Source organism: Novosphingobium sp. (assembly GCF_040398825.1).
Lineage (GTDB): Bacteria > Pseudomonadota > Alphaproteobacteria > Sphingomonadales > Sphingomonadaceae > Novosphingobium.
Window position 1 is genome coordinate 1 of record NZ_JBBATI010000037.1, and the last position, 24372, is coordinate 24372.

Annotated in this window: 35 protein-coding genes; 31 read left to right on the plus strand and 4 right to left on the minus strand. The window is 63.4% G+C overall.

Annotated features, from left to right (window positions below):
* The first annotated feature begins 114 nt into the window (after nucleotides 1-114).
* The 3 genes from ABWP89_RS15445 to ABWP89_RS15455 all read left to right on the plus strand — a co-directional run bounded on the left by ABWP89_RS15445 (nucleotide 115) and on the right by ABWP89_RS15455 (nucleotide 1600).
* Nucleotides 115-513 (plus strand): hypothetical protein, encoded by a 399-nt coding sequence (locus tag ABWP89_RS15445; protein WP_353230396.1) that lies wholly within the window; start codon nucleotides 115-117, stop codon nucleotides 511-513.
* A gap of 42 nt (nucleotides 514-555) precedes the next feature.
* Nucleotides 556-1002, plus strand: a complete 447-nt coding sequence (locus ABWP89_RS15450) for a hypothetical protein (protein ID WP_353230398.1) — start codon at nucleotides 556-558, stop codon at nucleotides 1000-1002.
* A gap of 70 nt (nucleotides 1003-1072) precedes the next feature.
* The gene (locus ABWP89_RS15455; RefSeq protein WP_353230399.1) at nucleotides 1073-1600 is read left to right on the plus strand and encodes a MarR family transcriptional regulator; all 528 of its coding nucleotides are present in this window, start codon (nucleotides 1073-1075) and stop codon (nucleotides 1598-1600) included.
* 23 nt (nucleotides 1601-1623) lie between these two features.
* On the opposite strand, the gene ABWP89_RS15460 is transcribed toward ABWP89_RS15455, so the two are convergent.
* Nucleotides 1624-2457 carry a kinase gene (locus tag ABWP89_RS15460; protein WP_353230401.1) on the minus strand — a complete coding sequence of 278 codons (834 nt, stop codon included), beginning with the start codon at nucleotides 2455-2457 and terminating at the stop codon, nucleotides 1624-1626.
* A gap of 268 nt (nucleotides 2458-2725) precedes the next feature.
* On the opposite strand from ABWP89_RS15460, the gene ABWP89_RS15465 reads away from it, so the two are divergent.
* Genes ABWP89_RS15465 through eat form a run of 3 tightly spaced genes read left to right on the plus strand, consistent with a single transcriptional unit; the run spans nucleotide 2726 to nucleotide 6287 of the window.
* On the plus strand, nucleotides 2726-4123 hold the full coding sequence (locus tag ABWP89_RS15465; RefSeq protein WP_353230403.1) for an ethanolamine ammonia-lyase subunit EutB: 1398 nt from the start codon (nucleotides 2726-2728) through the stop codon (nucleotides 4121-4123).
* On the plus strand, nucleotides 4120-4917 hold the full coding sequence (gene eutC, locus ABWP89_RS15470) for an ethanolamine ammonia-lyase subunit EutC (RefSeq protein ID WP_353230404.1): 798 nt from the start codon (nucleotides 4120-4122) through the stop codon (nucleotides 4915-4917). The genes ABWP89_RS15465 and eutC overlap by 4 nt, the downstream gene beginning before the upstream one ends.
* Nucleotides 4914-6287: an ethanolamine permease gene (eat, locus tag ABWP89_RS15475; protein WP_353230405.1), complete on the plus strand. Its 1374-nt coding sequence runs from the start codon at nucleotides 4914-4916 to the stop codon at nucleotides 6285-6287. Before eutC ends, eat begins: the two co-directional genes overlap by 4 nt.
* Here eat and ABWP89_RS15480 read toward each other — a convergent pair whose 3' ends face one another.
* The 3 genes from ABWP89_RS15480 to ABWP89_RS15490 form a co-directional block, all read right to left on the minus strand.
* Nucleotides 6288-6866: a hypothetical protein gene (locus ABWP89_RS15480; RefSeq protein WP_353230406.1), complete on the minus strand. Its 579-nt coding sequence runs from the start codon at nucleotides 6864-6866 to the stop codon at nucleotides 6288-6290.
* Complete coding sequence (locus ABWP89_RS15485; RefSeq protein ID WP_353230407.1) at nucleotides 6863-8353, minus strand: glycosyltransferase family protein; 1491 nt, start codon at nucleotides 8351-8353, stop codon at nucleotides 6863-6865. Before ABWP89_RS15485 ends, ABWP89_RS15480 begins: the two co-directional genes overlap by 4 nt.
* A gap of 118 nt (nucleotides 8354-8471) precedes the next feature.
* A complete protein-coding gene (locus ABWP89_RS15490) occupies nucleotides 8472-9158 on the minus strand; it encodes an energy transducer TonB (RefSeq protein WP_353230409.1) in 687 nt (228 codons plus the stop codon).
* Nucleotides 9159-9660: 502 nt separating this feature from the next.
* Here ABWP89_RS15490 and rpsL point away from each other — a divergent pair.
* The 25 genes from rpsL to rplO all read left to right on the plus strand — a co-directional run bounded on the left by rpsL (nucleotide 9661) and on the right by rplO (nucleotide 24365).
* Nucleotides 9661-10032, plus strand: a complete 372-nt coding sequence (rpsL, locus tag ABWP89_RS15495; protein ID WP_028639302.1) for a 30S ribosomal protein S12 — start codon at nucleotides 9661-9663, stop codon at nucleotides 10030-10032.
* 97 nt (nucleotides 10033-10129) lie between these two features.
* On the plus strand, nucleotides 10130-10600 hold the full coding sequence (gene rpsG, locus ABWP89_RS15500; RefSeq protein ID WP_353230410.1) for a 30S ribosomal protein S7: 471 nt from the start codon (nucleotides 10130-10132) through the stop codon (nucleotides 10598-10600).
* A 153-nt stretch (nucleotides 10601-10753) separates the two neighbouring features.
* Nucleotides 10754-12826 (plus strand): elongation factor G, encoded by a 2073-nt coding sequence (gene fusA, locus ABWP89_RS15505; RefSeq protein ID WP_353230412.1) that lies wholly within the window; start codon nucleotides 10754-10756, stop codon nucleotides 12824-12826.
* A gap of 174 nt (nucleotides 12827-13000) precedes the next feature.
* On the plus strand, nucleotides 13001-14191 hold the full coding sequence (tuf, locus tag ABWP89_RS15510) for an elongation factor Tu (protein WP_353230413.1): 1191 nt from the start codon (nucleotides 13001-13003) through the stop codon (nucleotides 14189-14191).
* 163 nt (nucleotides 14192-14354) lie between these two features.
* Nucleotides 14355-14666: a 30S ribosomal protein S10 gene (gene rpsJ / locus ABWP89_RS15515; RefSeq protein WP_028639306.1), complete on the plus strand. Its 312-nt coding sequence runs from the start codon at nucleotides 14355-14357 to the stop codon at nucleotides 14664-14666.
* Between the two features lie 295 nt (nucleotides 14667-14961).
* Nucleotides 14962-15690, plus strand: coding sequence for a 50S ribosomal protein L3 (gene rplC / locus ABWP89_RS15520; protein ID WP_353230415.1), 729 nt, complete (start codon nucleotides 14962-14964; stop codon nucleotides 15688-15690).
* A 3-nt stretch (nucleotides 15691-15693) separates the two neighbouring features.
* Nucleotides 15694-16317 carry a 50S ribosomal protein L4 gene (gene rplD, locus ABWP89_RS15525; RefSeq protein ID WP_353230417.1) on the plus strand — a complete coding sequence of 208 codons (624 nt, stop codon included), beginning with the start codon at nucleotides 15694-15696 and terminating at the stop codon, nucleotides 16315-16317.
* Complete coding sequence (locus ABWP89_RS15530; RefSeq protein ID WP_353230419.1) at nucleotides 16310-16615, plus strand: 50S ribosomal protein L23; 306 nt, start codon at nucleotides 16310-16312, stop codon at nucleotides 16613-16615. Before rplD ends, ABWP89_RS15530 begins: the two co-directional genes overlap by 8 nt.
* Nucleotides 16616-16628: 13 nt before the next feature.
* Nucleotides 16629-17465 carry a 50S ribosomal protein L2 gene (gene rplB / locus ABWP89_RS15535; protein WP_353230420.1) on the plus strand — a complete coding sequence of 279 codons (837 nt, stop codon included), beginning with the start codon at nucleotides 16629-16631 and terminating at the stop codon, nucleotides 17463-17465.
* 6 nt (nucleotides 17466-17471) lie between these two features.
* A complete protein-coding gene (gene rpsS / locus ABWP89_RS15540; RefSeq protein WP_353230422.1) occupies nucleotides 17472-17750 on the plus strand; it encodes a 30S ribosomal protein S19 in 279 nt (92 codons plus the stop codon).
* On the plus strand, nucleotides 17750-18127 hold the full coding sequence (gene rplV / locus ABWP89_RS15545) for a 50S ribosomal protein L22 (RefSeq protein WP_353230423.1): 378 nt from the start codon (nucleotides 17750-17752) through the stop codon (nucleotides 18125-18127). Before rpsS ends, rplV begins: the two co-directional genes overlap by 1 nt.
* A 3-nt stretch (nucleotides 18128-18130) precedes the next feature.
* Nucleotides 18131-18826, plus strand: a complete 696-nt coding sequence (gene rpsC / locus ABWP89_RS15550; RefSeq protein WP_353230424.1) for a 30S ribosomal protein S3 — start codon at nucleotides 18131-18133, stop codon at nucleotides 18824-18826.
* Nucleotides 18827-18838: 12 nt separating this feature from the next.
* Nucleotides 18839-19273 (plus strand): 50S ribosomal protein L16, encoded by a 435-nt coding sequence (rplP, locus tag ABWP89_RS15555; RefSeq protein ID WP_353230425.1) that lies wholly within the window; start codon nucleotides 18839-18841, stop codon nucleotides 19271-19273.
* 12 nt (nucleotides 19274-19285) lie between these two features.
* Nucleotides 19286-19489: a 50S ribosomal protein L29 gene (rpmC, locus tag ABWP89_RS15560; RefSeq protein ID WP_353230426.1), complete on the plus strand. Its 204-nt coding sequence runs from the start codon at nucleotides 19286-19288 to the stop codon at nucleotides 19487-19489.
* Nucleotides 19490-19500: 11 nt separating this feature from the next.
* Entirely contained in the window at nucleotides 19501-19770 is a 270-nt protein-coding gene (gene rpsQ / locus ABWP89_RS15565) for a 30S ribosomal protein S17 (protein WP_353230428.1), read from the plus strand.
* A gap of 101 nt (nucleotides 19771-19871) precedes the next feature.
* Nucleotides 19872-20240, plus strand: coding sequence for a 50S ribosomal protein L14 (gene rplN, locus ABWP89_RS15570; protein ID WP_336896653.1), 369 nt, complete (start codon nucleotides 19872-19874; stop codon nucleotides 20238-20240).
* Nucleotides 20240-20557: a 50S ribosomal protein L24 gene (gene rplX / locus ABWP89_RS15575; protein ID WP_353230429.1), complete on the plus strand. Its 318-nt coding sequence runs from the start codon at nucleotides 20240-20242 to the stop codon at nucleotides 20555-20557. Before rplN ends, rplX begins: the two co-directional genes overlap by 1 nt.
* The gene (gene rplE, locus ABWP89_RS15580) at nucleotides 20550-21131 is read left to right on the plus strand and encodes a 50S ribosomal protein L5 (RefSeq protein WP_353230431.1); all 582 of its coding nucleotides are present in this window, start codon (nucleotides 20550-20552) and stop codon (nucleotides 21129-21131) included. Before rplX ends, rplE begins: the two co-directional genes overlap by 8 nt.
* 62 nt (nucleotides 21132-21193) lie before the next feature.
* The gene (gene rpsN, locus ABWP89_RS15585) at nucleotides 21194-21499 is read left to right on the plus strand and encodes a 30S ribosomal protein S14 (RefSeq protein WP_353230432.1); all 306 of its coding nucleotides are present in this window, start codon (nucleotides 21194-21196) and stop codon (nucleotides 21497-21499) included.
* Nucleotides 21500-21509: 10 nt separating this feature from the next.
* On the plus strand, nucleotides 21510-21905 hold the full coding sequence (rpsH, locus tag ABWP89_RS15590) for a 30S ribosomal protein S8 (RefSeq protein WP_353230434.1): 396 nt from the start codon (nucleotides 21510-21512) through the stop codon (nucleotides 21903-21905).
* On the plus strand, nucleotides 21905-22438 hold the full coding sequence (gene rplF / locus ABWP89_RS15595) for a 50S ribosomal protein L6 (protein ID WP_353230436.1): 534 nt from the start codon (nucleotides 21905-21907) through the stop codon (nucleotides 22436-22438). The genes rpsH and rplF overlap by 1 nt, the downstream gene beginning before the upstream one ends.
* On the plus strand, nucleotides 22438-22788 hold the full coding sequence (gene rplR / locus ABWP89_RS15600; protein WP_353230438.1) for a 50S ribosomal protein L18: 351 nt from the start codon (nucleotides 22438-22440) through the stop codon (nucleotides 22786-22788). The genes rplF and rplR overlap by 1 nt, the downstream gene beginning before the upstream one ends.
* A gap of 3 nt (nucleotides 22789-22791) precedes the next feature.
* Nucleotides 22792-23520, plus strand: coding sequence for a 30S ribosomal protein S5 (gene rpsE, locus ABWP89_RS15605; RefSeq protein ID WP_353230440.1), 729 nt, complete (start codon nucleotides 22792-22794; stop codon nucleotides 23518-23520).
* 6 nt (nucleotides 23521-23526) lie between these two features.
* A complete protein-coding gene (gene rpmD, locus ABWP89_RS15610; RefSeq protein ID WP_353230441.1) occupies nucleotides 23527-23703 on the plus strand; it encodes a 50S ribosomal protein L30 in 177 nt (58 codons plus the stop codon).
* A 161-nt stretch (nucleotides 23704-23864) separates the two neighbouring features.
* Nucleotides 23865-24365, plus strand: a complete 501-nt coding sequence (gene rplO, locus ABWP89_RS15615) for a 50S ribosomal protein L15 (protein WP_353230456.1) — start codon at nucleotides 23865-23867, stop codon at nucleotides 24363-24365.
* Nucleotides 24366-24372: the final 7 nt, after the last annotated feature.

Genomic DNA, 24372 nt, shown 5'->3' on the forward strand with positions numbered 1-24372 from the left:
TCATGGTAGCTCCTTCTCACAAGTAGGAGCCTCCGGGAAACCCGGGACGCTTCAGCCTCTCGCATGTGTCAACAATCGGGATCGGTGCCGGGGGGCATCGGCGGGAGCCAGCAGATGACGATCAATACCATGACCAGCAATACCATGACCAGCCACGTCGCCCAGGCGCGCATCAGCCGCGATCTGAAAGATGCCGAGGTCGCGCTTGACGAAGCCCTGCTGCGGCAATCGCAGCTGTTGTCGACGATGGTGCATGCCCGGCGCGAAACCGGGGTCGCACCGTTTCTGGGCCAGGACGCGCTGATGCGGCTGGTGCGCAGCCAGCAGGCCATGCTCAACGCCGGGGGGGAACTGGCGCGGGTGCACGGCCGTCTGAACGATATCGCCGAAGAAATGGTGATCGGCAACGACCGCTGCCCGACACCGGCGTTCGGCCTGATGGACCAGGCGGACACCGATCCCGTCAGCAGCGATCTGGCCGAAGCCGCCAGCGCCCAGTCGCGCGCCGCGTAATGGTGTGGCAGGGGCCGGCCATGTTGGCGCAGCACTGAATCCATGCTGTTCGTCTGGTTCTCCCGGCTCCTGCTATGCCTGTCGATCGCATTTGCCGCGCGCAAGGGTGATGAACCCGAACGGCTGGTAGCGATCATCCTGTTGGCGACGTTCGCGTTCGATCTCGCCAACCATTTCATGTTTGGATACCCGACATGGTTCGCGGTCAATCCCGGTCACTTTGTGATCGATCTGTGGGCGTGGCTCACGCTGACCTGGGTGGCACTGAACGCCAATCGCGCCTGGCCCTTGTGGGTCAGCGCAACCCAGTTGATCGTGGTCACCGCCCATCTGTCCAAATTGTTCGAATTCGACGAGGCGCGGCGCAGCTATTTTCTGATGACGCAGGCGCCGGGGCTGGCGCAGCTGGTGGTGCTGATGATCGGCACATATGCCCATGTCGTCCGGCAACGGCGCATTGGTCGCTATCCCGCGTGGCGTCCGGCATGACCGGGGGCGGCAAACCGGAAATCGCGCTGATCGCCTGTCGAATTACCACCCTGCACAAAGGACCCGTGGCATGACGGTACGTCCGCACACGCCGCCCGCCACCGGATCGGGCCGGCCGGGCAAAGTTGAACGTGCGATGCGCGCAGGGCCCACCGCGTCTCCGCCGCAGGTGACCGGCGACGCCCCGGCGCTGGCGCGGCGCGAACGGCTGGCGCTGACACTGGCGCGCGAATTCTATTCGGGCCGCCGGCGGCGCGCGCGCTATCTCAGCGCTGATCTGTTTGGTGAACCGACGTGGGATATCCTGCTCGATCTGTATGTCGCCGCGCGCGAAGACCGCCGCGTGCCAACCACCAGTGCCTGTATCGGCGCGCATGTGCCGCCGACCACCGCGCTGCGCTGGCTGCGCATTCTGGAAATGCGCGGGATGGTCGAACGCGAGGATGATGGCCGCGACGGGCGCCGCACCTTTGTGCGGTTAAGCCAGCGCGGTCGGCAAGTGATGGAGGCCTTTTTGGGCACAATGGCCGATACACTGCTGGTCGCGTTGCGCGATGCCGATGGTGCGGGTGATACGTCGGCTATTGCCTTGCCATGATGCAATCGGTCGCAGCAAGACGATCACCCGCCGGCTTTATCCCGGTGGGTGATCGCGGTCACGCGGCGGTCAGTATCAAGGTCGATCACGCAATCGGCGCGGGCGGGCAAATCCGCCAGCAGCCCGCGCGTTATGCGTTCATAATGCGCCACAAAGCGTGCCACCTGGGCGGTGTCCATCACCCCCGGCGCGTGCGGGTCTGACTGGCGCAATGCGGCCTCCTGCTGTTCGCGCCACTGGGCCACGGTCGCAAAATCGGGCGCGCGCAGCATGGCCATGGTATCGCTTCGCGCCCACAGCGTGGCATAATCGCCGGCCAGCGCGGCGTTGACGCGGCCACGCCATTTTGCCCCGCGATCCTCCTGCGCCTCCAGCGCGTTGATCGGCGGGGCAAGCTCTGCGGCCGATTGCGGAACTGCGCCCAGGCACCAGCCTTCGAACACCAGCAGCCGGGTGTGCGCCGGCGCGCGATCATCATCCCCCACCGCGCGGCGATCGTCGCGCGCTTTGTCGAACCGGGGCATCAGCGCCGGGGCACCGCGCGCGAGCGAGGTGATCGTCGCCAGCCCCATCGTCACATCGTGGGTGCCCGGCACCCCGCGCGTGATGAACAGCGGGTGCATCCCTGCCGCCATCCGCTGGCGTTCGGCGCGCGTGCGGTAAAGATCGTCCAGCGACAGCGAAGCGGTGGCAATCCCCGCTGCGGCCATGTGCCGGTGCAGCGCGGCGGCCAGCGTCGATTTGCCCGACCCTTGCGCGCCCGACAGTCCCAGCACCACCAGCCCGTCGCGGCGCGCCAGCGCGGTTGTGGCAAGGTCCACCAGTGCCGCCAGGGCAGTGGGGTCGGGCTGTGTCATGCGGGTAATCCTTGTGGTTCTCCGCGCCCTCTTGCAAGGGAATCGCTTCACGTGCCAGCCTGTGCTTGAAGGTGGCGCGACGATAATACGAATCTGCACTGGCGTGCAGTCAGACCTCCCGCCCCGCCTCGCGAGCCCGACCACCACAGTATGATGGTATCATTGGTGGTCGGGCTCGACGAAAACATCGTTTTCGTCGCACAAGGAACGCGAGGCGGGGCGGGAGGTCTGCGTCGCGCGAAGCGCGACCAGGTAAAAGGGGTTGGTGATGGGCTACAGGTCCGATTTTGGCGGCGAACGCCACCACTTTGACACGCTGGCGGCGGTCATGGCCTGCGCTTCGCCGGCGCGGTCGGGCGATGCGCTGGCCGGGCTGATCGCCGACAGCGCGGCGCGGCGCGTGGCCGCGCGCGCGGTGCTGGCCGATCTGCCGTTGCAGCATTTCCTGAATGAAGTGCTGGTGCCCTATGAAACCGATGAGGTAACCCGGCTGATCATCGACAGCCACGATAGCGCGGCGTTTGCGCCACTGGCAGCGATGACCGTGGGTGATCTGCGCGACTGGCTGCTGATGCCCGAAACCGGGTCCGCGGCGCTGGCGCACGTCGCGCGCGGGCTGACCCCCGAAATGGTTGCGGCGGTGTCGAAACTGATGCGCAACCAGGATCTGATCGTGGTCGCGCAAAAGGTGCGCGTGGTCACCGCGTTTCGCAACACCATCGGCCTGCCCGGGCGGTTGGCGACGCGGTTGCAGCCCAACCACCCGGCCGATGATCCGCGCGGGATTGCCGCGGCGGTGCTCGACGGGCTGGTGCATGGCGTGGGTGATGCGGTGATCGGCATCAACCCGGCCAGCGATAGCGTGCCCGGCGCGCTGCGGTTGCTGGCCATGCTTGATGATCTGCGCCAGCGCTATGCCATCCCCACCCAGACCTGCGTGCTGACCCATGTCACCAACGCGATCGAGATTATCGCGCGCGGGGGCCCGGTCGATCTGGTGTTTCAGTCGGTTGCCGGCAGCCAGGATGCCAACCGCGGGTTCGGCATCGATCTGGCGCTGCTGCATGAGGCGCGCCAGGCTGCGCTGGGGCTGAACCGCGGCACGGTCGGCAACAACGTGATGTATTTCGAAACCGGGCAGGGCGCGGCGCTGTCGGCCAATGCCCACCACGGCGTCGATCAGCAGACGATGGAGGCGCGCGCCTATGCCGTGGCGCGCGCGTTTGACCCCTTGCTGGTCAACACCGTGGTCGGCTTTATCGGGCCGGAATACCTGTACGATGGCAAGGAAATCATCCGCGCCGCGCTGGAGGACCATTTCTGTGGCAAGCTGCTGGGCCTGCCGATGGGGGTCGATGCCTGTTATACCAACCATGCCGAGGCCGACCAGGACGACATGGACACGCTGATGACTGTACTGACCGTGGCCGGGTGCAATTTTCTGATCTGTGTGCCGGGCAACGATGATGTCATGCTCAGCTATCAAAGCCTGTCGTGGCACGATGCGCTGGCGCTGCGCGCGATGTTTGGCGTGCGCGCCGCGCCCGAATTTGAAGCGTGGCTGGCAGGGATGGACCTGATCGCGCCCGATGGCGGCATTCGCGCGCTGGCTGGTGGCGCGGCGGGCCTGGTGCACCGGCTGGCCGATGCGGGTATCGCGGCATGAGCCAGGATGTGGCTGATGCCGCCGACGCCACGCTGTGGGCGCGGTTGCGTGCCGCCACCCCGGCGCGGATCGGGCTGGGGCGGGTGGGGCACACGCTGCCGCTGGATGCGGTGCTGGCGTTTCAGCTGGATCATGCGCGCGCGCGCGATGCGGTGCATGCGCCGTTTGATGCAGGTGCGCTGGCGGCCGATCTGGCGCCGCTGGCCACGCTGGCAGTGGCCAGTGCGGCGGGTGACCGGGCGACGTATTTGCGGCGGCCCGATCTGGGCCGGCGCCTGTCGGATGACAGCGCGGCGCGGCTGACGGCGGCGGTGGCGGCGGACCCGGCCATCGCCGGTTGCGATGTGGTGATTGTGGTGGGCGACGGGCTGTCGGCAACCGGGGTACAGGCCGGCGCGCCCGCGCTGGTGCGCGCGCTGGTGGCGGAATTGCACGGGCTGAGCGTGGCGCCGGTGGTGATTGCGTCGGGCGCACGTGTCGCGCTGGGCGATGCGATTGGCGAAGTGCTGCGCGCGCGCGCGTGCATCATGGTGATCGGCGAACGCCCGGGGCTGAGCGTGGCCGACAGTCTGGGCATTTATCTGACGTTCGGCCCCCGCGTCGGGCGCGCCGACAGCGAACGCAACTGCATCTCCAACATTCACGCCAACGGCGGCCTGACCCCCGCAATGGCGGCCGCCACGCTGGGGCGGCTGTTGCGCGAAGCACTGCGGCGCGGGCTGACCGGCGTCGATTTGAAAGATATGGGCGAGGCCGTGTTGCCCGCCGCCAACCCATTGGAAATTGCGCCATGAACCAAGCTGCGTCATCTGGCCTGCAACAACGGCTGGGCGTGTTTCATTTGTGGGGGATTGCCGTCGGCCTGGTGATTTCGGGCGAATATTTCGGCTGGAGCTATGGCTGGGCGGCGGCGGGCACGCTGGGCTTTCTGGTGGCCACGGTGGCGGTGGCGGCGATGTATGTCGCGTTCATCTTTTCGTTTACCGAACTGACCACCGCGATCCCGCATGCGGGTGGCCCGTTCGCCTATGCCAACCGTGCGTTCGGCCCGCTGGGCGGTGCGCTGGCCGGGTTTGCCACGCTGATCGAATTTCTGTTTGCCCCGCCCGCGATTGCGCTGGCGATCGGCGCCTATCTGAAGGTGCAATTTGCCTGGCTCGATCCGGTGCACGCGGCGACCATGGCCTATCTGGTGTTCATCACGCTCAACATCGTCGGCGTGCATATCGCCGCAACGTTTGAACTGTTTGTCACGCTGCTGGCGGTGGGCGAATTGCTGGTGTTCATGGCCGTGGTGCTGCCATCGTTTCACTGGGCCAATTTCGTCCACAACGGCTGGGCCGGGCAGGATCATTTCAGCCTGGCAGCGATCGGCGGGATGTTTGCCGCGCTGCCGTTTGCAATCTGGTTTTTCCTGGCGATCGAGGGCGTGGCGATGGCCGCCGAAGAGGCGCGCGATCCGCGCCGCACCATCCCTCGCGCCTATATTTCGGGCATCCTGACGCTGGTCGTGCTGGCGTTCGGGGTCATGCTGCTGGCGGGCGGATCAGGCGACTGGAGCCAGATTGCCAATATCAATGATCCGCTGCCGCAGGCGATGAAACGCAGCGTGGGCAGTGGCAGCGGATGGCTGCACATGCTGGTGTGGCTGGGGCTGTTCGGGCTGGTCGCGTCGTTCCATGGCATCATCATGGGCTACGCGCGGCAAATTTTCGCGCTGGCCCGTGCCGGGTTTTTGCCCCGCATATTTGCCCGGTTGCATCCCCGCTTTCGCACCCCCGATGTGGCGACGATCGCCGGCGGGGTGGTCGGGGTGGCGACGATCTGGTCGGACAATGTGGTGCATATCGCCGGGCAATCGCTGACCGCCAGTGTGGTGACGCTGTCGGCGCTGGGCGCGCTGGTGATGTATATCCTGGCCATGGCCTCGCTGTTCCGGCTGCGCGTGGTGGAACCGGCGCTGGCCCGGCCGTTTGTCGCGCCGCTGTACCCGTTTGCGCCCGCGTTTGCGCTGGTGATGGCAACGGTCGCGCTGGTCATGCTGGTGTGGAACAACCCGCAGATCGCCGCGATCTTTGTCGGCCTGATGGTGTTGTTGGTGGGCGGTTCGCTGCTGTTTCGCGCGCGCGGCCTTTCGGTTGCGGCGGCAACGGCGGCGGAATGATTATTCGGGCGCCAGTTCATCCGGCGGGGCGTTCAGCCCGGCGATGATCGCGGTGCGCTGGTCTTCGGGCAGCGCACCCGGCCGGTTCAGCCAGCGGCGCATCGCCCACAGCTTGCCCGGATCGACTCGCCCGTCCTGCCACTGGTCGACCAGGTAATCGCCCGCCGCCGGAATGCCGCCCTTGATCGCGGTGTACAGATAGGCCAGCGCGTCATTGGGCACCTGCCGGTCGTGATCGGTGTCCAGCAAGGCCACCGCCGCCCACGCGCCCGGCGGCGATCCGTGGTCCCCCGCCAGCCGGTACCAGTGCACCTGCCGGCCGTGGCGGTCGATCAGCGGCACCGGATCGGACAAACCGCTGTAAAAATCGCCCAGCCGCAGCATCGCCGCCACATCACCGCGTGTTGCGCGGGTGGCCAGACATTGGCCGCCGGGGGTATCCTCCACCGCCACCCCGCGTGCAGGATCGGCGGGCGATAGCACGATATGCGCCGGGCAGGGCGGGGGCGCGGGCGGGGCGGGCGCAGCGCAGCCATAAAGCGCGGTAACCAGGCCGAGCAAAATCTGCGCGCGCCTCATTTGCCGCGCCGTTCCATCGCGGTCTGGTAATCAAAATCGCCGACGCTGCCGCTGCATCCGCCGCTGCGCGCGAAGACGCATTGGTCGCGGTCCTGAATATCGAAATCCTCTTGCGCCCAGCATCTGACCAGATGGTAACCCGGTGGCAGTTCGGCGCCCGACAATTGCGCGGTGATGGCCACGTTGAACCGGCCGGCAACCGCGCGTGCCTCGTCCTGCGCGTCCGGCCCGTCGAACAGCAACGCGGGCACTTTGCGGTTGAACAGGCTCATCGCCAGCGCCGGATGGGCAGGCTGGTTGAACATTGCCAGGCCACAGATGCCCGGCTGTTCGCCGGCGATGACCAGGGTGGTGAACGCATCATCGCCCTGGGTCCACAGGACCGCGAAAATGGCCGACAGCGCCACCACCAGATCAAGCCCCAGCCAGCCCAGCGCCAGCAGCGCCAGCCCGCCTTGCTTTAACCACTTGTGCCGCACATTGAACCGGCGTTCCAGCGCGGCCCACACGTCCACCGACCCGATCGCCGCCAGCAGCACCAGCGTGGTCGTGCCCAGGATGACAAACCGGTATTCCTTGTGCGCGATCAGCGAATGCGGAAGGTAAACCGCAAGGGCAATCGCCAGCAGCATCGGTTGCCGCCGCGCGCCCACTAGCATGAGCGGTACGATCGCCAGCGACGCCCAGCTCCAGGTTTGCAACTGATAGGTAACGAACCACCAGGGCGGCTGCGTGCCAAACAGGTCGCTGCCGCCCTGCACCACGTTGAACGCGATGCTGCGCCAGATCCACAGCAGTGGCGGATGCCCGGTCACCACATCGCACAACCCGCCCAGCGCCAGCCCGGCGGCAACACCGGCCATCATCAGGGGAACTGTCCGGCGCGGGGTTTTCCCCACGCCCCACAGACCGATCAACCCGATCGCCGGCAGATAGTGAAACCGCACCACAAAGCTGAGCGCCAGCAACAGGCCAAGCGCAATGCCAACCGTGTTCCGGGGTTCGCGCCGCAACCGTTGCGCCAGCGCCATCGCTGGAAACAGCAGCGACAGGCTGATCGCTTCCGCCGAAGGCCGCGTGCCGAAAAAGAACACTTCGCACCAGATCGCAGCCACCCAGGCGGCAATCAGCGCATGCCGCCGCCCCAGTGGTCGTGCCAGATCATACCACGCGACCGGAATGCCCAGCGACAGCACCGCCAGCAGGCCGCGCACCAGATAGACATGCAACTGGCTGTCGGGCGCCAGCGCCTGGCCCAGGGCAATCGGCGCGGCCAGCAGCAATGGCACGAACCAGCCGCGAATGCCCGCCTTGAATTCCCACGCGCGCACCCAGTTGCCGGTGACCAGACCATAGCCCGGTTCCAGATATTGCCACACTTCATCGGCGTGGAGCACCGTCATGCGTGATGCGAGCGCGATGCGCAGCGCCAGCGCGACCGCCAGCACCAGGATCAGCCCGACCGGCAGCAGGCGCGTGGCCCGCATGGGTGGTGTCAGGGTTTGCGGTCTGTCCTCGTGTCCGCCCAAACCGCCCCCCACCCGATGCAATCATTATTGCGCATATCGGGCGGCAGGGGGCGGGGCAAGCGCGTTGCTGTGCGGGTCAGTCGCCGGAAATGTCCTGTACCTGCCAGCGGATCGCGCTGTCATAGCTGCCATCGGTTTGCGCGCCGCTGGCGTCGCGCGCCGGGGTAAAGCGTGCGCGTTCGGCCACTTTGGCACAGGCGACGGTATCCAGCTCGGGATGGCCGCTCGACGCGGTGACAGCACAAGTGGCAACCCGCCCGTCGCTGCCGATCACCAGATGCAGCCGCGTGACCCCGGTCCAGCTTTCGCGAAGGGCGCGTGACGGATAATCATCGGGGGTAATCCATAGGCCCGGATTGCCCAACGCGCGCGCCGCGACCGGCGGCAGGGCAGGGGGTGTGCGCGGCGGCGTCCAGTCGGACAGGAACCCGCGCCCGTCACCGGTCAGCGGTCCGATTGGCGCCAGCGGACCCAGCGTCAGTTCGGTAGGCCCGGTCGCCAGCCCGTCGATCGCCGGTTTCGGCCCGGTCAGGGGGTTATGGTCGGGCACCTTGTTGTGCACCGGGTGGCTGCGCAGCGGGTGCGGCAGCGGCGGCATATAAATCCACTGTTTGGCATTGATCGTGTGGTCGATCACCCGGACGATTTCACCACCCGCAAAAGTCGCCAGAAACACCGCGCCGATCCCCAACTGGATCGCCCCGACCATCACACCCGTGCCCAGCACTCGCCGCGCACCACCGGAATTGGACTGGTACATCATCGCTCTCCCTTGCTCTGCCATTCTGGCATGTGATGATGTAACATGACTCGCGTTCCGATAATCCGCAAGCGAAATCTCAACTCATTCTGTAGAATTAAACGAACCGAACCGTTCTGTTTCATTGTTGCGCACCGTGCTGCCATGCGAACTGATCATGGCGTGTGGACGCCCGCCAAAACCGCGTGCTTGACCTGCCCACCCATCGCGCGTAATGGCGCCCTTCTTCCGGGGCAGGGCGCGCAAGCGATTCTGCCGTGGACAGTTTCGAGCTGAACATTGGCGGTGGGCGCAACGCGGGGAAACCTTCGTTCTTATGGCTCCCGTCAAAGTAACCCGGTGCTGCGGCGCGGGTGGAGTGTTTTCGGCTCGCGCCTGTATCGACAGGCCCTTCACCCCATGGTGCAGGGCCTGTCGATACAGGCGCGATCCCGTACCCGCTTCACCTGGCTGGCGCAGTTCCAGACCTCCGGCATGATGCCAGAACCAAGGTGAAGTCTTCAAGATGCCCACAATCAACCAGCTGGTCCGCAAGGGCCGCGTTCCGCAGAAGGCCAAGAGCAAGGTCCCTGCGATGGAACAGAACCCGCAAAAGCGCGGCGTCTGCACCCGCGTCTATACGACGACCCCGAAAAAGCCGAACTCGGCTTTGCGCAAGGTCGCCAAGATCCGTCTGACCAACAGCCGCGAAGTCATTTCGTACATCCCGGGCGAAGGCCACAACCTGCAGGAACACTCGGTCGTGCTGATCCGTGGCGGCCGCGTACGCGACCTTCCTGGCGTGCGTTACCATGTGCTGCGCGGCGTGCTTGACACCCAGGGCGTCAAGGATCGCAAGCAGAGCCGGTCGAAGTACGGCGCCAAGCGTCCGAAGTGATTGTGCCGCCGCGCCGGGGATGATCCCCTGGCACCGGTACTGATCCAGCGGAAATTGCGGGCCCCGCGCGGTCCCGACCAGTCAGAAGGAATACCCCATGTCACGTCGTCGTCGTCCGGAAAAGCGGGTCATCCTGCCCGATCCGAAGTTCCACGATCAGGTGCTGTCGAAGTTCATGAACAACCTCATGTACGACGGCAAGAAATCCAACGCCGAAGGTATCGTTTACGGTGCGCTCGACACCATGCAGACCCGCGCCAAGGCCGACCCGCTGCAGCTGTTTCACGATGCGCTGAACAACGTGAAGCCGCAGATCGAAGTGCGTTCGCGCCGCGTCGGTGGTGCCACGTACCAGGTGCCGGTCGAAGTGCGCCCCGAACGCGCGCAGGCGCTGGCCATTCGCTGGCTGATCACCGCCGCGCGCAACCGGTCGGAAACGACGATGGCGGCGCGTCTGTCGGGCGAACTGATGGATGCCGCCAACAACCGTGGCAACGCGGTGAAGAAGCGTGAAGACACCCACCGTATGGCCGACGCCAACCGCGCTTTCAGCCACTACCGCTGGTAACCGCGGGCGCGCTGCCCGGGCCATAGGGGCCAATTGCCCTGCCCGGCGATACGCGTCACACTACGGTCATAGTACTGAACCAATGGGCGGATCGGCCGCAATGCCGGTCCCGCCCATAGACTACCCAGACTTCCCGATTGCAAGGAAACCACCATGGCCCGCACCACGCCGCTTGAGCGTTATCGCAACATCGGCATCATGGCGCATATCGACGCCGGCAAGACGACGACGACCGAGCGCATTCTGTTTTACACCGGCAAGTCCTACAAGATCGGTGAGGTCCATGACGGCGCCGCGACGATGGACTGGATGGAACAGGAACAGGAACGCGGCATCACCATCACGTCGGCCGCGACGACCTGCTTCTGGGGCGATTACCGCATCAACATCATCGACACCCCCGGGCACGTCGACTTCACCATCGAAGTTGAACGCTCGCTGCGCGTGCTCGATGGCGCGGTCGCATGCTTTGACGGTGTGGCCGGGGTTGAACCGCAGTCGGAAACCGTGTGGCGCCAGGCTGACAAGTACGGCGTGCCGCGCATGTGCTTCATCAACAAGCTGGACCGTACCGGCGCCAATTTCAAATATTGCGTGCAGTCGATCATCGATCGTCTGGGCGCGGTACCGGCGGTGCTCTATCTGCCCATCGGCGCTGAGGGCGATTTCAAGGGACTGGTCGATCTCGTGCACGATCGCGCGATCATCTGGACCGATGAAAGCCTGGGCGCGAATTTCGAATATGTCGAAATCCCCGCCGATCTGGCCGATGAAGCCGCGGAATACCGCCACACGCTGATCGAACTCGCCGTCGAACAGGACGACGACGCGATGGAGGCCTATCTCGATGGCAACCTCCCCGATGTCGCCACGCTCAAGGCGCTGATCCGCAAGGGCGCGCTGGCGCAGAAATTCGTGCCGGTGGTGTGCGGTTCGGCGTTCAAGAACAAGGGTGTGCAGCCGCTGCTCGACGCCGTGGTTGATTACATGCCGTCGCCGCTCGACATTGCCGACGTGCAGGGCATCAACCCCGACAACGATCAGCCTGACAGCCGTCCCACGGCCGACGATGCGCCGTTCTCGGGCCTGGCGTTCAAGATCATGAACGATCCGTTCGTGGGCAGCCTGACCTTCCTTCGCGTCTATTCGGGCACCCTGGTCAAGGGCACGTACCTGAATTCGGTGAAGAACAAGAAGGAGAAGGTCGGCCGCATGCTGCTGATGCACTCCAACAACCGTGAAGACATCGATGCGGCCTATGCCGGCGATATCGTCGCGCTGGCAGGTCTGAAGGAAACCACCACCGGAGATACGCTCTGCGCCGACAAGTCGCCGATCATTCTCGAGCGGATGGAATTTCCCGATCCCGTCATCGAATTGTCGGTGGAACCCAAGACCAAGGCAGACCAGGAAAAGATGGGTATTGCGCTCCATCGCCTGTCGGCCGAGGATCCGTCGTTCCGCGTGTCGACCGACCACGAATCGGGCCAGACGATCATCAAGGGGATGGGCGAACTCCACCTCGAAATCATCGTCGACCGCATGCGCCGCGAATTCAAGGTGGAGGCCAACGTCGGTGCACCACAGGTGGCCTATCGCGAATCGCTCGCGCGCGAGGTTGATCTTGATTACACCCATAAAAAGCAGTCGGGTGGTTCGGGCCAGTTCGGCCGCGTGAAGATCAAGGTCGTTCCGGGCGAACGCGGATCGGGCATCCAGTTCTTTGACGAGGTGAAGGGCGGTAACATTCCGCGCGAATACATCCCGTCGGTGGAAAAGGGCATGCGCGAAATCGCGGCGACCGGCAGCCTCATCGGGTTCCCGATCATCGACTTCAACATCCACCTTACGGACGGCGCCTATCACGACGTCGACTCGTCGGCGCTGGCGTTTGAAATCGCCGGACGCGGTGCGATGCGTGAAGCCGCTACCAAGGCCGGCATCAAGCTGCTGGAACCGATCATGAAGGTCGAAGTCGTCACCCCTGAAGATTTCATGGGCGACGTCATCGGCGATCTCAACTCGCGGCGTGGGCAGATCCAGGGCACAGACAGCCGTGGCAACGCCCAGGTGGTCGAGGCGATCGTGCCGCTGGCCAACATGTTCGGCTATGTCAACACGCTGCGTTCGTTCACCCAGGGCCGTGCGCAGTACACGATGCAGTTTTCTCACTATGACGAAGTCCCGGCAAACGTCGCGACCGAGCTCAAGGAGAAGCTGGCCTGACCGCCTGCCCGGACCGATCTTGCCCCGGCAGGATCGGCCCGGACAATCTCTCGCAACGATACGCTTGCCTGATCCTTGCGATCACGCTAGGGGCGGCGCCTGAATTTCTGGCGTGAGTCCGGCAGATGCCGCCTCCCACAGCAATCATCCAAGTATGAAAAGAAGGTTTGAACAATGGCCAAGGCTAAGTTTGAGCGGAACAAGCCGCACTGCAACATCGGCACCATCGGTCACGTTGACCATGGCAAGACCACGCTGACCGCAGCGATCACCAAGGTGCTGGCAGAAACCGGCGGCGCCGTGTTCACCGATTACGCCAACATCGACAAGGCGCCGGAAGAACGCGAACGCGGCATCACCATTTCGACCGCACACGTCGAATATGAAACCGCCAATCGCCACTACGCACACGTCGATTGCCCGGGCCACGCTGACTATGTGAAGAACATGATCACCGGCGCCGCGCAGATGGACGGCGCGATCCTGGTGGTGAACTGCGCTGACGGCCCGATGCCGCAGACCCGTGAACACATCCTGCTCGCGCGCCAGGTCGGCGTGCCGGCGCTGGTCGTGTACATGAACAAGGTTGACCAGGTCGATGACCCGGAAATCCTGGAACTGGTCGAACTGGAAGTGCGCGAACTGCTGTCGTCGTACGATTATCCCGGCGATGACATTCCGATCGTGATGGGTTCGGCGCTGGCCGCGCTCGAAGGTCGCAACGACGAAATCGGCAAGAGCTCTATCTACAAGCTGATGGAAGCTGTCGACAGCTACATCCCGCAGCCGCCGCGCCCGACCGACAAGCCGTTCCTGATGCCCGTCGAAGACGTGTTCTCGATCTCTGGCCGTGGCACCGTGGTGACCGGCCGTATCGAAACCGGCATCATCAAGGTTGGCGAAGAAGTCGAAATCATCGGCCTGAAGAACACGCAGAAGACGGTTGTGACCGGCGTCGAAATGTTCCGCAAGCTGCTCGACCAGGGCGAAGCCGGCGACAACGTCGGCGCGCTGATCCGCGGCATCAAGCGTGAAGACGTTGAGCGTGGCCAGGTTCTGGCCAAGCCCGGCACCTGCACCCCGCACACCGAGTTTGCGGCTGAAGTCTATGTGCTGTCGAAGGATGAAGGCGGCCGTCACACGCCGTTCTTTGCCAACTACCGCCCGCAGTTCTATTTCCGCACGACCGACGTGACCGGCGAAGTGGTTCTGCCCGAAGGCACCGAAATGGTGATGCCTGGCGACAACCTGACCCTGTCGGTCAAGCTGATCGCACCGATCGCGATGGACGAAGGTTTGCGCTTCGCTATCCGCGAAGGTGGCCGCACTGTCGGTTCTGGGGTTGTCAGCAAGATCACGAAGTAATATAGGCGCCGCTCCGGCGGGGGATTCGCTTCCCCCGCCGGTCGGTTTTTTGACCAGCTGGCCCCTATGGCCATCCTTCGGAGCTTGCCATTCAGGTAATGCACCGGGATCGGACATCGGCGGGTCGGCTGTTTTTTTCGCTCTTTCGCATCGGTAAACGGACATGGACGCCCAGAACATCCGCATTCGCCTTAAGGCATTTGATCATCGTGTGCTCGACCAGGCGACCGGGGAAATCGCAGATACCGCTCGCCGCACCGGCGCGCTGATCCGTGGTCCCATTCCGCTGCCGACCCGCATCGAAAAGTTCTGCGTCAACCGTGGCCCGCACGTCGATAAAAAGTCGCGCGAACAGTTTGAAGTGCGGACCTACAAGCGTCTGCTCGACATTGTGCAGCCCAATGCGGCCACCGTCGACGCGCTGATGAAGCTGGACCTTGCGGCCGGCGTGAATGTCGAGATCAAACTCGCGTAAGCGGGTCTGATACGATCACTGTTTCGGACGGCCTTCGGGCCATCCAAAGTTCCTTTCGGACCCCCGGCCAACCGGGACCGGTTAAGCGGTAACACACCGCTCTGACAAAGGGATACCTCCGGCATCCGCCGTTCCCCATCGGGAATGGCACCTGGCCGGGAAAGCGTCCCCCGTTGGTTCCTGCGCACTTTGGTGCACAGGGGCATTCAGCCCGGACGGGGGCATGCTTCGCATTACGGGCTGAACACGCCTGAAGGGGATGGTCCCCTGCAGGCCTCTGTTGAGGAGTCAGATCATGCGCACCGGCGTGATCGCGAAGAAAGTCGGGATGACCCGCCTTTTCCAGGATGATGGTCGGCACGTGCCGGTTACCGTCCTGTCGCTTGAAAATTGCCAGGTGGTTTCGGTTCGCACCGAAGAGCGCGACGGTTACGTCGCGGTTCAACTGGGTGCGGGCACCGCCAAACAAAAGAACGTTGCGAAACCGCAGCGGGAACATTTCGCCAAGGCCGAAGTGCCGTTGAAGGCACAGGTTGCCGAATTCCGCGTGGCCGACGATGCCACGCTGGATGTGGGTGCAACCATTGCCGCATCGCATTTCGCGATCGGGCAGATGGTTGACATCACCGGCCACACGCAGGGCAAGGGCTTTGCCGGCGCGATGAAGCGCTGGGGTTTCGGCGGTATGCGTGCCACGCACGGCGTGTCGATCTCGCACCGTGCCCACGGTTCGACCGGCAACCGCCAGGATCCGGGCCGCGTGTTCAAGAACAAGAAAATGGCCGGCCACATGGGCGACCGTCAGCGCACCCAGCAGAACCTCGAAGTTGTCCGTATCGACGACGAACGCGGGCTGATCTTCGTCAAGGGCTCTGTTCCCGGGTCGAAGAACGCCTGGCTGCTCGTGCGTGATGCGGTCAAACTCGATCGCCATGCGGCGGCCCCCTATCCCGCCGGCCTGAAAACGGCTTCCAACAACAACGAAGTTGCTGCTGACGCAGCGGCCGACGGCCAGGAGGGCTAAGTCGTGAAGGTTCAGGTCCTCAATTTGGACGGAACGGCTGCTGGCGATGTCGAGCTGTCGGATGATGTGTTCGGTCTGGAACCGCGCGCTGATATCCTGCACCGCGTCGTTACCTGGCAGCTGGAAAACCGTCGTGGCACCGCGCGCAAGGCGCGTGAACGCAGCGATGTTGCCCGCACCGGCAAGAAGTTTGGTCGCCAAAAGGGTGGTGGTACCGCTCGTCATGGTGACCGTCGTGCGCCGATTTTCATCGGCGGTGGCAAGGCGCATGGTCCGCGCGTTCGCGAATTCGATATTTCGCTGAACAAGAAGGTCCGCGCGCTCGGTCTGAAGATGGCACTGTCGGCGAAGGCCAAGCAGGGCTTGGTGGTGGTTGACAGCCTGGAACTGGCCGATGCCAAGACCAAGGCGCTGGTCGGGACGCTGGCCAAAGCCAACTTCGGCAAAAAAGTGCTGGTGGTTGATGGTGACACCGTGAATCAGGGCTTTGCCCTGGCATCGCGCAACATCATCGGCATCAACGTGCTGCCGGCGATCGGTGCCAATGTCTATGACATCCTGAAGCATGACACGCTGGTGCTGACGCGCGCAGCGGTCGAAAAGCTGGAGGCACGTTTCCATGGCTAAGGACGCAATCGACACGCGCCATTATGACGTGATCGTGGCTCCCCACATCACCGAAAAGGCAACGCTGCTGTCCGAACACAACGCGGTTGTGTTCAAGGTCGCAGGCAGCGCCAGCAAGCCCCAGATCAAGGCGGCCATCGAAGCGATCTACAATGTGAAGGTCGCTGCGGTGAACACCCTGACTCAAAAGGGCAAGACCAAGCGCTGGAAGGGTAAGCCCTACACGCGCTCCGACGTTAAAAAGGCCGTTGTGACCCTGGCCGCCGGCCAGTCGATCGACGTCACCAGCGGTATCTGAGGGCGCAAGGATCATGGCACTCAAAAGCTATAACCCGACCAGCCCCGCACGCCGTGGCCTGGTTCTCGTCGACAAGTCGTCGCTGTGGAAGGGCAAGCCGGTCAAGTCATTGACCGAAGGCAAGTCCAAGACCGGTGGTCGCAACAACAAGGGCCATGTGACCAGCCGCGGTATTGCCGGTGGTCACAAGCAGACATATCGCTTCATCGACTTCAAACGTCGCAAGTGGGATATGCCGGCTACGGTCGAGCGTCTGGAATATGACCCAAACCGCACCGCGTTCATTGCGCTGGTCAACTATGCTGATGGCGAACAGGCCTACATCCTGGCGCCGCAGCGTCTTTCCGCAGGCGATATTATCGTGGCCGGTGAAAAGACCGACGTAAAGCCTGGCAATGCCATGCTGCTGTCGCAGATGCCGGTCGGCACGATTGTCCACAATGTGGAGATGAAGCCGGGCAAGGGTGGCCAGATCGCCCGTTCGGCGGGGACGTATGTGCAGGTCGTTGGTCGTGACCGTGGCCAGGTGATCGTCCGACTCAATTCGGGCGAACAGCGCTACCTGCGCGGTGATTGCATGGGTACGGTTGGCGCGGTGTCAAATCCCGACAACGGCAACCAGAACCTGGCCAAGGCCGGTCGCAACCGTTGGCTGGGCAAGCGCCCGCTGACACGTGGTGTTGCCAAGAACCCGGTCGACCACCCGCATGGTGGTGGTGAAGGCCGGACTTCGGGCGGCCGTCACCCGGTCACCCCTTGGGGCAAGCCGACCAAGGGTGCCCGCACCCGCCACAACAAGCGAACGGACAAGATGATCATCCGTTCGCGCCACGCGAAGAAGAAGAGGTAACACCCCATGGCACGTTCCGTCTGGAAGGGCCCCTTCGTCGAGCTCCACCTGCTGAAAAAAGCCGAAGTGGCGCAGGACGTTGGTTCGCGCGCTGGCCCGATCAAGACCTGGTCGCGTCGGTCGACCATCTTGCCGCAGTTCGTTGGTCTGACGTTCAACGTCTACAACGGGCACAAGTTCATCCCGGTCTCGGTCAACGAAGACATGGTTGGGCACAAGCTTGGTGAATTTGCGCCCACGCGCACCTTCCCCGGCCACGCCGCAGACAAGAAGGGCAAGCGCTGATGAGCAAGCCATCCGCCCCCCGCCGCGTTGCGGCGAACGAAGCTTTGGCTGTCGGCACCACCATCCGTGGTTCGGCGCAGAAGCTGAACCTGGTGGCCGCACTGATCCGCAACCGCAAGGTCGGTGATGCGCTGAACATCCTCAGCTTTTCCAAAAAAGGCATGGCTGTCGACGCCCGCAAGGTGCTCGCCTCTGCCATCGCCAATGCCGAAAACAACCACAATCTTGACGTTGATGCGTTGATTGTGGCTGAGGCCAGCGTTGGCAAGTCGATCACGATGAAGCGCTTCCACACGCGTGGTCGCGGCAAGTCGACCCGGATTCTGAAGCCGATTTCGCGGCTGCGGATCGTCGTTCGCCAAGTCGAGGAGGCCTGATCCATGGGTCACAAGACCAACCCCATCGGTCTGCGTCTGCAGATCAACCGCACCTGGGACAGCCGCTGGTTCGCCGAAGGGCGCAGCTACGAACGTCTGCTCAAGGAAGACCTGAAGATCCGCAAGTTCATCGTCGAAAGCCTGCCCCAGGCAGCGATTTCGAAGGTGGTGATCGAACGCCCGGCCAAGGTGTGCCGCGTGTCGATCTATGCGGCGCGCCCCGGCGTGATCATCGGCAAGAAGGGTGCAGACATTGAAAAGCTGCGCGCCCGCCTGTCGAAGCTGACCGCCAGCGACGTCAAGCTGAACATCGTCGAAATCCGCAAGCCGGAAATCGATTCGAAGTTGGTGGCGCAGGGCATTGCCGATCAGCTGGTCCGCCGCGTGGCGTTTCGCCGGGCGATGAAGCGTGCGGTGCAATCGGCTCTGCGACTGGGTGCCGAAGGCATCAAGATCACTTGCGGTGGCCGTTTGGGCGGCGCGGAAATCGCGCGCGTGGAATGGTACCGCGAAGGTCGCGTGCCGTTGCACACGCTGCGTGCCAACATCGACTACGCCGAAGCCGAAGCGCACACCGCCTATGGGGTGATCGGCATCAAGACGTGGATTTTCAAGGGCGAGATCCTGGGCCATGACCCCATGGCACAGGATCGTCTGATGCTCGAGGCACAGACCTCGGGCGTGCGTCCGTCGCGTTAAGGGTACAAGGCCATGCTGCAACCCAGAAAAACCAAGTTCCGCAAGGCGTTCAAAGGACGGCTTAAGGGCAACGCCAAGGGCGGCACCGACCTCAATTTCGGCTCGTACGGGCTGAAGGCGATGGAACCGGATCGCGTTACCGCGCGCCAGATCGAAGCGGCTCGCCGTGCGATCACCCGCCACATCCGCCGCCAGGGGCGGCTGTGGATCCGGATTTTCCCGGATCTGCCGGTGTCGAAAAAGCCTGCCGAAGTCCGTCAGGGCAAAGGCAAGGGCTCGGTGGAATATTGGGCCGCACGCGTCAAGCCGGGCAAGATCATGTTCGAGCTCGATGGCGTTCCCGGCCCGCTGGCGGCCGAAGCGTTCAGCCGTGCGGCAATGAAGCTGCCGATCAAGACCAAGGTTGTGGCTCGCCTCGGCGACACGTCGCACCTTGGCGGCGAATAAGGAGGAAAGACCATGGCGAAGTTCGAGGACATGCGCCTCAAGAGCGACGACCAGCTTTCCGCTGACCTCGTCGAATTGAAGCGCGAACAGTTCAATCTGCGGTTCCAGGCGGCTACCAGCCAGCTGGAACGCCCGGCCCGCATCCAGGAAGTGCGCCGCCAGATTGCCCGCATCAAAACGCTGCAAACCGAACGTTCGCGTGCGGTAAAGGCGTAAGGAGAACCAACGTGCCCAAGCGTATCCTGGTCGGGACGGTGGTTTCCGACAAAAATGACAAGACCGTGGTGGTGAAGGTCGAACGCAAGGTGAAGCATCCGCTTTACAGCAAGATCATCCGCCGCTCGAAAAAGTACCACGCCCACGACGAGGACAACGCGTTCAAGCTGGGTGAGACCGTGCGCATCGAAGAGACTGCGCCGGTTTCCAAGCTGAAGACGTGGAAAGTGGTTGATCGCGTGCTGGCCGGCAAGGTCGCTGCGGTCGAAGCAGACGTTTGATTTGAAGATTGCACCGCCCTGAACGGCGGTGTGGTTTTCGCAGAACCGAATTTGGAACTGCCGGACTGGTTCCGGCAAGCCAGTGAGAAGGAACCGGATCAATGATCCAGATGCAATCCAATCTCGAAGTCGCTGACAACAGCGGCGCGAAGCGCGTCCAGTGCATCAAGGTGCTGGGCGGGTCGAAGCGTCGTTTTGCCGGCGTCGGCGATGTCATCGTGGTGTCGATCAAGGAAGCGCAGCCGCGCGCCCGCGTCAAAAAGGGCGACGTGCACCGCGCCGTGATCGTGCGCACGCGCAAGGACGTTCGTCGCGCCGATGGCAGCGTCATCCGTTTTGACACCAATGCCGCGGTGCTGGTGGGCAAGAACGAAGAACCGATCGGCACGCGTATCTTTGGCCCGGTGGTTCGTGAACTGCGCGCGCGCGGTTTCATGAAGATCATCAGCCTTGCGCCGGAGGTGCTGTAATGTCCGCTGCAAAGATCAAGAAGGGCGACACTGTCGTCGTTCGTTCGGGCAAGGACAAGGGCCGCACCGGCACCGTTGTCCAGGTCATGCCCAAGGATAACAAGGTCGTGGTCGGTGGCGTGAACATCGCCACCCGTCATCGCAAGCCCAGCCAGGCCAATCCGCAAGGCGGTCTCGACCGTTTTGAGGCGCCGATGCACATCTCGAAGGTTTCTGTCGCCGACAAGGATGGCAAGCCGACGCGGGTGCGTTTTGAAGACCGCGATGGCAAGAAGGTCCGCGTGGCCGTGAAGTCGGGGGAGATGATCGATGGGTGATCGGTATATTGCGCGGCTGAAGGCCAAGTACGACGCTGAAATCATTCCGGCGATGCAGGCCAAGTTCGGGTATTCCAACGTGATGGAAATTCCCCGGATCGAAAAAATCACGCTCAACATGGGCGTTGGCGAAGCCAGTCAGGACAAGAAAAAGGTCACGACGGCAGCCGCTGAAATGGAACTGATCGCCGGGCAGAAGCCGGTGATCACCAAGGCGAAAAAGTCGATTGCGCAGTTCAAGCTGCGCGAAGGCATGCCGATCGGTTGCAAGGTGACCCTGCGCCGCGAACGCATGTACGAATTTCTCGACCGCCTGATCACCATCGCGATGCCGCGTATCCGCGACTTTCGGGGTCTGAACCCGAAATCGTTCGATGGCCGGGGCAATTATGCGATGGGTCTCAAGGAACAGATCATTTTCCCCGAGATCAGCTATGATCAGATCGACAAGGTACGTGGGCTCGACATCATCGTGACCACCTCTGCCAAGACCGATGACGAGGCGCGCGAATTGCTGCGTCTGTTCGGTTTCCCGTTCCCGCAGGAGGTTGATGCCCAGGCCCAGGCGGCCTGAGTTAACCCGAATGTTTTTGGCACCACATGCTTTTGGCATCCTGACAAAAAGAGCTTAAGTCCATGGCGAAACTGAGTTCGATCAACAAAAACGAGCGGCGCAAGAAGCTCGTTGTGAAATTCGCGGCAAAGTATGCCGCGCTCAAGGCCCAGGCCAACGACAAGGCGCTCGACGATACCGAGCGGCTGATCGCACGCCTGAAACTGGCCGAACTGCCGCGCAACGCAAACCCGACCCGGGTGCGCAACCGCTGCAACACCACCGGCCGTCCGCGCGGCTATTATCGCAAGTTCGGGCTTTGCCGCATCGAACTTCGCGATCTCGCCAACAAGGGGTTGATCCCCGGCGTGACCAAGTCGAGCTGGTAAGGATTTCACGATGGCATTGACCGACCCCCTGGGTGACATGCTCACCCGCATCCGCAACGGACAGCGCGCGAAGAAGGATTCCGTCCTTAGCCCCGCGTCGAAGTTGCGTTCGCACGTGCTCGAAGTGCTCCAGCGCGAAGGCTATATCCGTGGCTTCACCGAAGATTCCACGGGCGCCCATCCGCAGCTGCGCATCGAGCTGAAATATTTCGAAGGCCAGCCGGCGATCAAGCACGTGGCCCGCGTGTCAAAGCCGGGCCGCCGGGTCTATTCGGGTTCGAAAGAACTGCCGGTGATCCGCAACGGCCTGGGCATCACCATCGTCTCGACGCCGCGTGGCGTGCTTTCGGATGCCGAAGCACGTGCCGCGAATGTCGGTGGCGAAGTGCTTGCGGAGGTGTTCTGATGAGCCGCATCGGTAAACGGCCGGTGGAAATCCCCGCAGGGGTATCCGCCGCCATCGCAGACGGCGTGCTGACCGTGAAGGGCCCCAAGGGTACCCTGACGCTGACGCTCGTCGATGACATCACGTATGCGGTCAACCCTGGCGACATTTCGGTGACGCCGGCCAATGACACCCGTCGCGCTCGCGCGTTCTGGGGCATGCAGCGCACGCTGGTGGCCAACCTGGTTACCGGGGTGACCGAGGGTTATACCAAAACGCTGCTGATCACCGGGGTCGGTTACCGCGCCATGGCGCAGGGCACCAACCTCAAGCTGCAGCTTGGTTACAGCCACGACGTTGATTTCCCGGTGCCCGCAGGCATCGAGGTCAAGACGCCGGACAACACCACGATCCTGATCAGCGGGATCGACAAGCAGCAAGTCGGTCAGGTTGCGGCCGAGATCCGTCGCTGGCGCAAGCCCGAACCCTATAAGGGCAAGGGTATCAAGTACCGCGGCGAGTTCATCTTCCGCAAGGAAGGGAAGAAGAAGTAATGGCCAAGCTGTCTCTTTTCGCGCGCCGCCGTCGGCGTGTTCGCACGTCGATCAAGGCAAATTCGGGCGGTCGCCTGCGTTTGTCGGTCCATCGTTCGGGCCGCCATATCTATGCCCAGATCATCGACGATGCCCACGGCCGTACCCTGGCCGCGTCATCGACGCTGGTGAAGGGCGAAAAATCGATCGGTCCGAACGTCGATGCCGCGGTCAAAGTCGGCAAGGACATTGCCGAAAAAGCCCTGGCGGCCGGCATCACTGCTGTCGTGTTCGATCGCGGCGGTTTCCTTTTCCATGGCCGCGTCAAAGCGCTGGCCGACGCTGCCCGCGAAGGCGGGCTGGAGTTCTAAGGCATGGCTGACGAAACCATTGTGGAAGGCCCCGCAGTTGATGCGGCTGCCCCCGAAGCGCGTGAAGGCCGTGGCCGTGGCCGTGGTCGTGGCAATGACCGTGGCGGCGGCGGCGGTGGCGGGGATCGCGACCGTGGTCGTGGTCGTGGCGGCAACGATCGCGATCGTCGCGGTCGCGGCGGCGACGACGACGGCGGTGAAGAGCTGATTGAAAAGCTGGTTCACATCAACCGCGTGTCGAAAACGGTAAAGGGCGGCAAACGCTTTGGCTTTGCGGCGCTGGTCGTGGTCGGTGACGGCAAGGGCCGGGTTGGTTTCGGCCACGGCAAGGCTCGCGAAGTGCCCGAAGCGATCACCAAGGCGACCGCTTCTGCCAAGAAGAAGATGGTGCGCATCCCCCTGAAGGAAGGCCGCACGCTGCACCATGACGGCAAGGGCCGGTTTGGTGCTGGCAAGGTGAACCTGCGCTCGGCCCCGGCCGGGACCGGGATCATCGCCGGTGGGCCGATGCGCGCCGTGTTTGAAAGCCTGGGTGTGCACGACGTGGTGACCAAGTCGGTCGGTTCGTCCAACCCCTACAACATGATCCGTGCGACGTTTGACGCGCTGACCGACCAGACTTCGCCGAAGTCGGTTGCCCAGCGTCGTGGCAAGAAGGTCGTTGACCTGCTTGGCCGTTCGGGCGCCGCACCGGCGGAGGCAGCCGCCGCCGCCGAAGCCATCGTGGAGTAAACGACCATGGCAACCATCAAGATCAAGCAGATCGGTTCGCCGATCCGCCGCCCGGAAGCCCAGCGCAAAATGCTGATCGGCCTGGGCCTCAACAAGATGAATCGCGTCGTCGAACTGAAGGATACCCCTGAAGTTCGCGGCACGATTGCCCGGCTGCCGCACCTGGTTGCGGTGGTTGACTGAGCCTTTACCGGCCCGGGTCATGAATAACCGAAAGCTCCGGTGGTTACGCCGGAGCTTTTTGGTTTATCCGGGACTGGGCCGGAACAGGGTGACAAACGGTGGAGGCGCAGCTATTGCGCCGCCTCCCACAGCGCGACTCAAAGCGAAAGCGAGTGCTTCACATGACAAAACTCAATGAACTGCGTGACAATGATGGCGCCCGCAAGGGCCGGATGCGCGTTGGACGCGGCATCGGTTCGGGCAAGGGCAAGACCGCCGGTCGCGGGCAAAAAGGTGCCAAGGCGCGCTCGGGCGTGTCGATCAACGGTTTCGAAGGCGGCCAGATGCCGCTGCACATGCGGCTGCCAAAGCGTGGCTTCAACAACATTTTCGCCAAGGATTTTGCCGAGGTTAACCTGGGCATGGTGCAAAAGTTCATCGACGCGGGCAAGCTGGACGCCAGCACCGTCGTCGATCAGGCTGCGCTGAAGGCCGCTGGGCTTGGCCGGGGTGGCAAGGATGGCGTGCGTCTGTTGGCCAAGGGTGAGCTGACCACCAAGGTGGATTTCAAGGTTGACGGCGCGTCGAAGGGCGCTCTGGCCGCGGTTGCTGCGGTCGGTGGCACTGTCGAAGTCGTCATCAAGGTGGTCGCGCCGATCAAGGGCAAGTACGGCACCGTTTAACGGCGCT

Excerpts from the sequence above, each read along its gene's own strand:
- rpmD (WP_353230441.1), top strand. The coding sequence starts at position 23,527 with ATGGCAACCATCAAGATCAAGCAGATCGGTTCGCCGATCCGCCGCCCG.
- rplO (WP_353230456.1), top strand. The coding sequence starts at position 23,865 with ATGACAAAACTCAATGAACTGCGTGACAATGATGGCGCCCGCAAGGGC.
- ABWP89_RS15445 (WP_353230396.1), top strand. The coding sequence starts at position 115 with ATGACGATCAATACCATGACCAGCAATACCATGACCAGCCACGTCGCC.
- ABWP89_RS15490 (WP_353230409.1), bottom strand. The coding sequence starts at position 9,158 with ATGATGTACCAGTCCAATTCCGGTGGTGCGCGGCGAGTGCTGGGCACG.
- rplC (WP_353230415.1), top strand. The coding sequence starts at position 14,962 with ATGCGCACCGGCGTGATCGCGAAGAAAGTCGGGATGACCCGCCTTTTC.
- eutC (WP_353230404.1), top strand. The coding sequence starts at position 4,120 with ATGAGCCAGGATGTGGCTGATGCCGCCGACGCCACGCTGTGGGCGCGG.
- ABWP89_RS15455 (WP_353230399.1), top strand. The coding sequence starts at position 1,073 with ATGACGGTACGTCCGCACACGCCGCCCGCCACCGGATCGGGCCGGCCG.
- ABWP89_RS15485 (WP_353230407.1), bottom strand. The coding sequence starts at position 8,353 with ATGCGGGCCACGCGCCTGCTGCCGGTCGGGCTGATCCTGGTGCTGGCG.
- rpsN (WP_353230432.1), top strand. The coding sequence starts at position 21,194 with ATGGCGAAACTGAGTTCGATCAACAAAAACGAGCGGCGCAAGAAGCTC.
- rpsG (WP_353230410.1), top strand. The coding sequence starts at position 10,130 with ATGTCACGTCGTCGTCGTCCGGAAAAGCGGGTCATCCTGCCCGATCCG.
- rplB (WP_353230420.1), top strand. The coding sequence starts at position 16,629 with ATGGCACTCAAAAGCTATAACCCGACCAGCCCCGCACGCCGTGGCCTG.
- fusA (WP_353230412.1), top strand. The coding sequence starts at position 10,754 with ATGGCCCGCACCACGCCGCTTGAGCGTTATCGCAACATCGGCATCATG.
- tuf (WP_353230413.1), top strand. The coding sequence starts at position 13,001 with ATGGCCAAGGCTAAGTTTGAGCGGAACAAGCCGCACTGCAACATCGGC.
- rpsE (WP_353230440.1), top strand. The coding sequence starts at position 22,792 with ATGGCTGACGAAACCATTGTGGAAGGCCCCGCAGTTGATGCGGCTGCC.
- rplE (WP_353230431.1), top strand. The coding sequence starts at position 20,550 with ATGGGTGATCGGTATATTGCGCGGCTGAAGGCCAAGTACGACGCTGAA.
- ABWP89_RS15450 (WP_353230398.1), top strand. The coding sequence starts at position 556 with ATGCTGTTCGTCTGGTTCTCCCGGCTCCTGCTATGCCTGTCGATCGCA.
- rpsH (WP_353230434.1), top strand. The coding sequence starts at position 21,510 with ATGGCATTGACCGACCCCCTGGGTGACATGCTCACCCGCATCCGCAAC.
- rpsC (WP_353230424.1), top strand. The coding sequence starts at position 18,131 with ATGGGTCACAAGACCAACCCCATCGGTCTGCGTCTGCAGATCAACCGC.
- eat (WP_353230405.1), top strand. The coding sequence starts at position 4,914 with ATGAACCAAGCTGCGTCATCTGGCCTGCAACAACGGCTGGGCGTGTTT.
- rplV (WP_353230423.1), top strand. The coding sequence starts at position 17,750 with ATGAGCAAGCCATCCGCCCCCCGCCGCGTTGCGGCGAACGAAGCTTTG.
- ABWP89_RS15460 (WP_353230401.1), bottom strand. The coding sequence starts at position 2,457 with ATGACACAGCCCGACCCCACTGCCCTGGCGGCACTGGTGGACCTTGCC.
- rplN (WP_336896653.1), top strand. The coding sequence starts at position 19,872 with ATGATCCAGATGCAATCCAATCTCGAAGTCGCTGACAACAGCGGCGCG.
- rplX (WP_353230429.1), top strand. The coding sequence starts at position 20,240 with ATGTCCGCTGCAAAGATCAAGAAGGGCGACACTGTCGTCGTTCGTTCG.
- rpsL (WP_028639302.1), top strand. The coding sequence starts at position 9,661 with ATGCCCACAATCAACCAGCTGGTCCGCAAGGGCCGCGTTCCGCAGAAG.
- rpmC (WP_353230426.1), top strand. The coding sequence starts at position 19,286 with ATGGCGAAGTTCGAGGACATGCGCCTCAAGAGCGACGACCAGCTTTCC.
- rpsS (WP_353230422.1), top strand. The coding sequence starts at position 17,472 with ATGGCACGTTCCGTCTGGAAGGGCCCCTTCGTCGAGCTCCACCTGCTG.
- rplR (WP_353230438.1), top strand. The coding sequence starts at position 22,438 with ATGGCCAAGCTGTCTCTTTTCGCGCGCCGCCGTCGGCGTGTTCGCACG.
- rplF (WP_353230436.1), top strand. The coding sequence starts at position 21,905 with ATGAGCCGCATCGGTAAACGGCCGGTGGAAATCCCCGCAGGGGTATCC.
- rpsJ (WP_028639306.1), top strand. The coding sequence starts at position 14,355 with ATGGACGCCCAGAACATCCGCATTCGCCTTAAGGCATTTGATCATCGT.
- ABWP89_RS15465 (WP_353230403.1), top strand. The coding sequence starts at position 2,726 with ATGGGCTACAGGTCCGATTTTGGCGGCGAACGCCACCACTTTGACACG.
- ABWP89_RS15480 (WP_353230406.1), bottom strand. The coding sequence starts at position 6,866 with ATGAGGCGCGCGCAGATTTTGCTCGGCCTGGTTACCGCGCTTTATGGC.
- rplP (WP_353230425.1), top strand. The coding sequence starts at position 18,839 with ATGCTGCAACCCAGAAAAACCAAGTTCCGCAAGGCGTTCAAAGGACGG.
- ABWP89_RS15530 (WP_353230419.1), top strand. The coding sequence starts at position 16,310 with ATGGCTAAGGACGCAATCGACACGCGCCATTATGACGTGATCGTGGCT.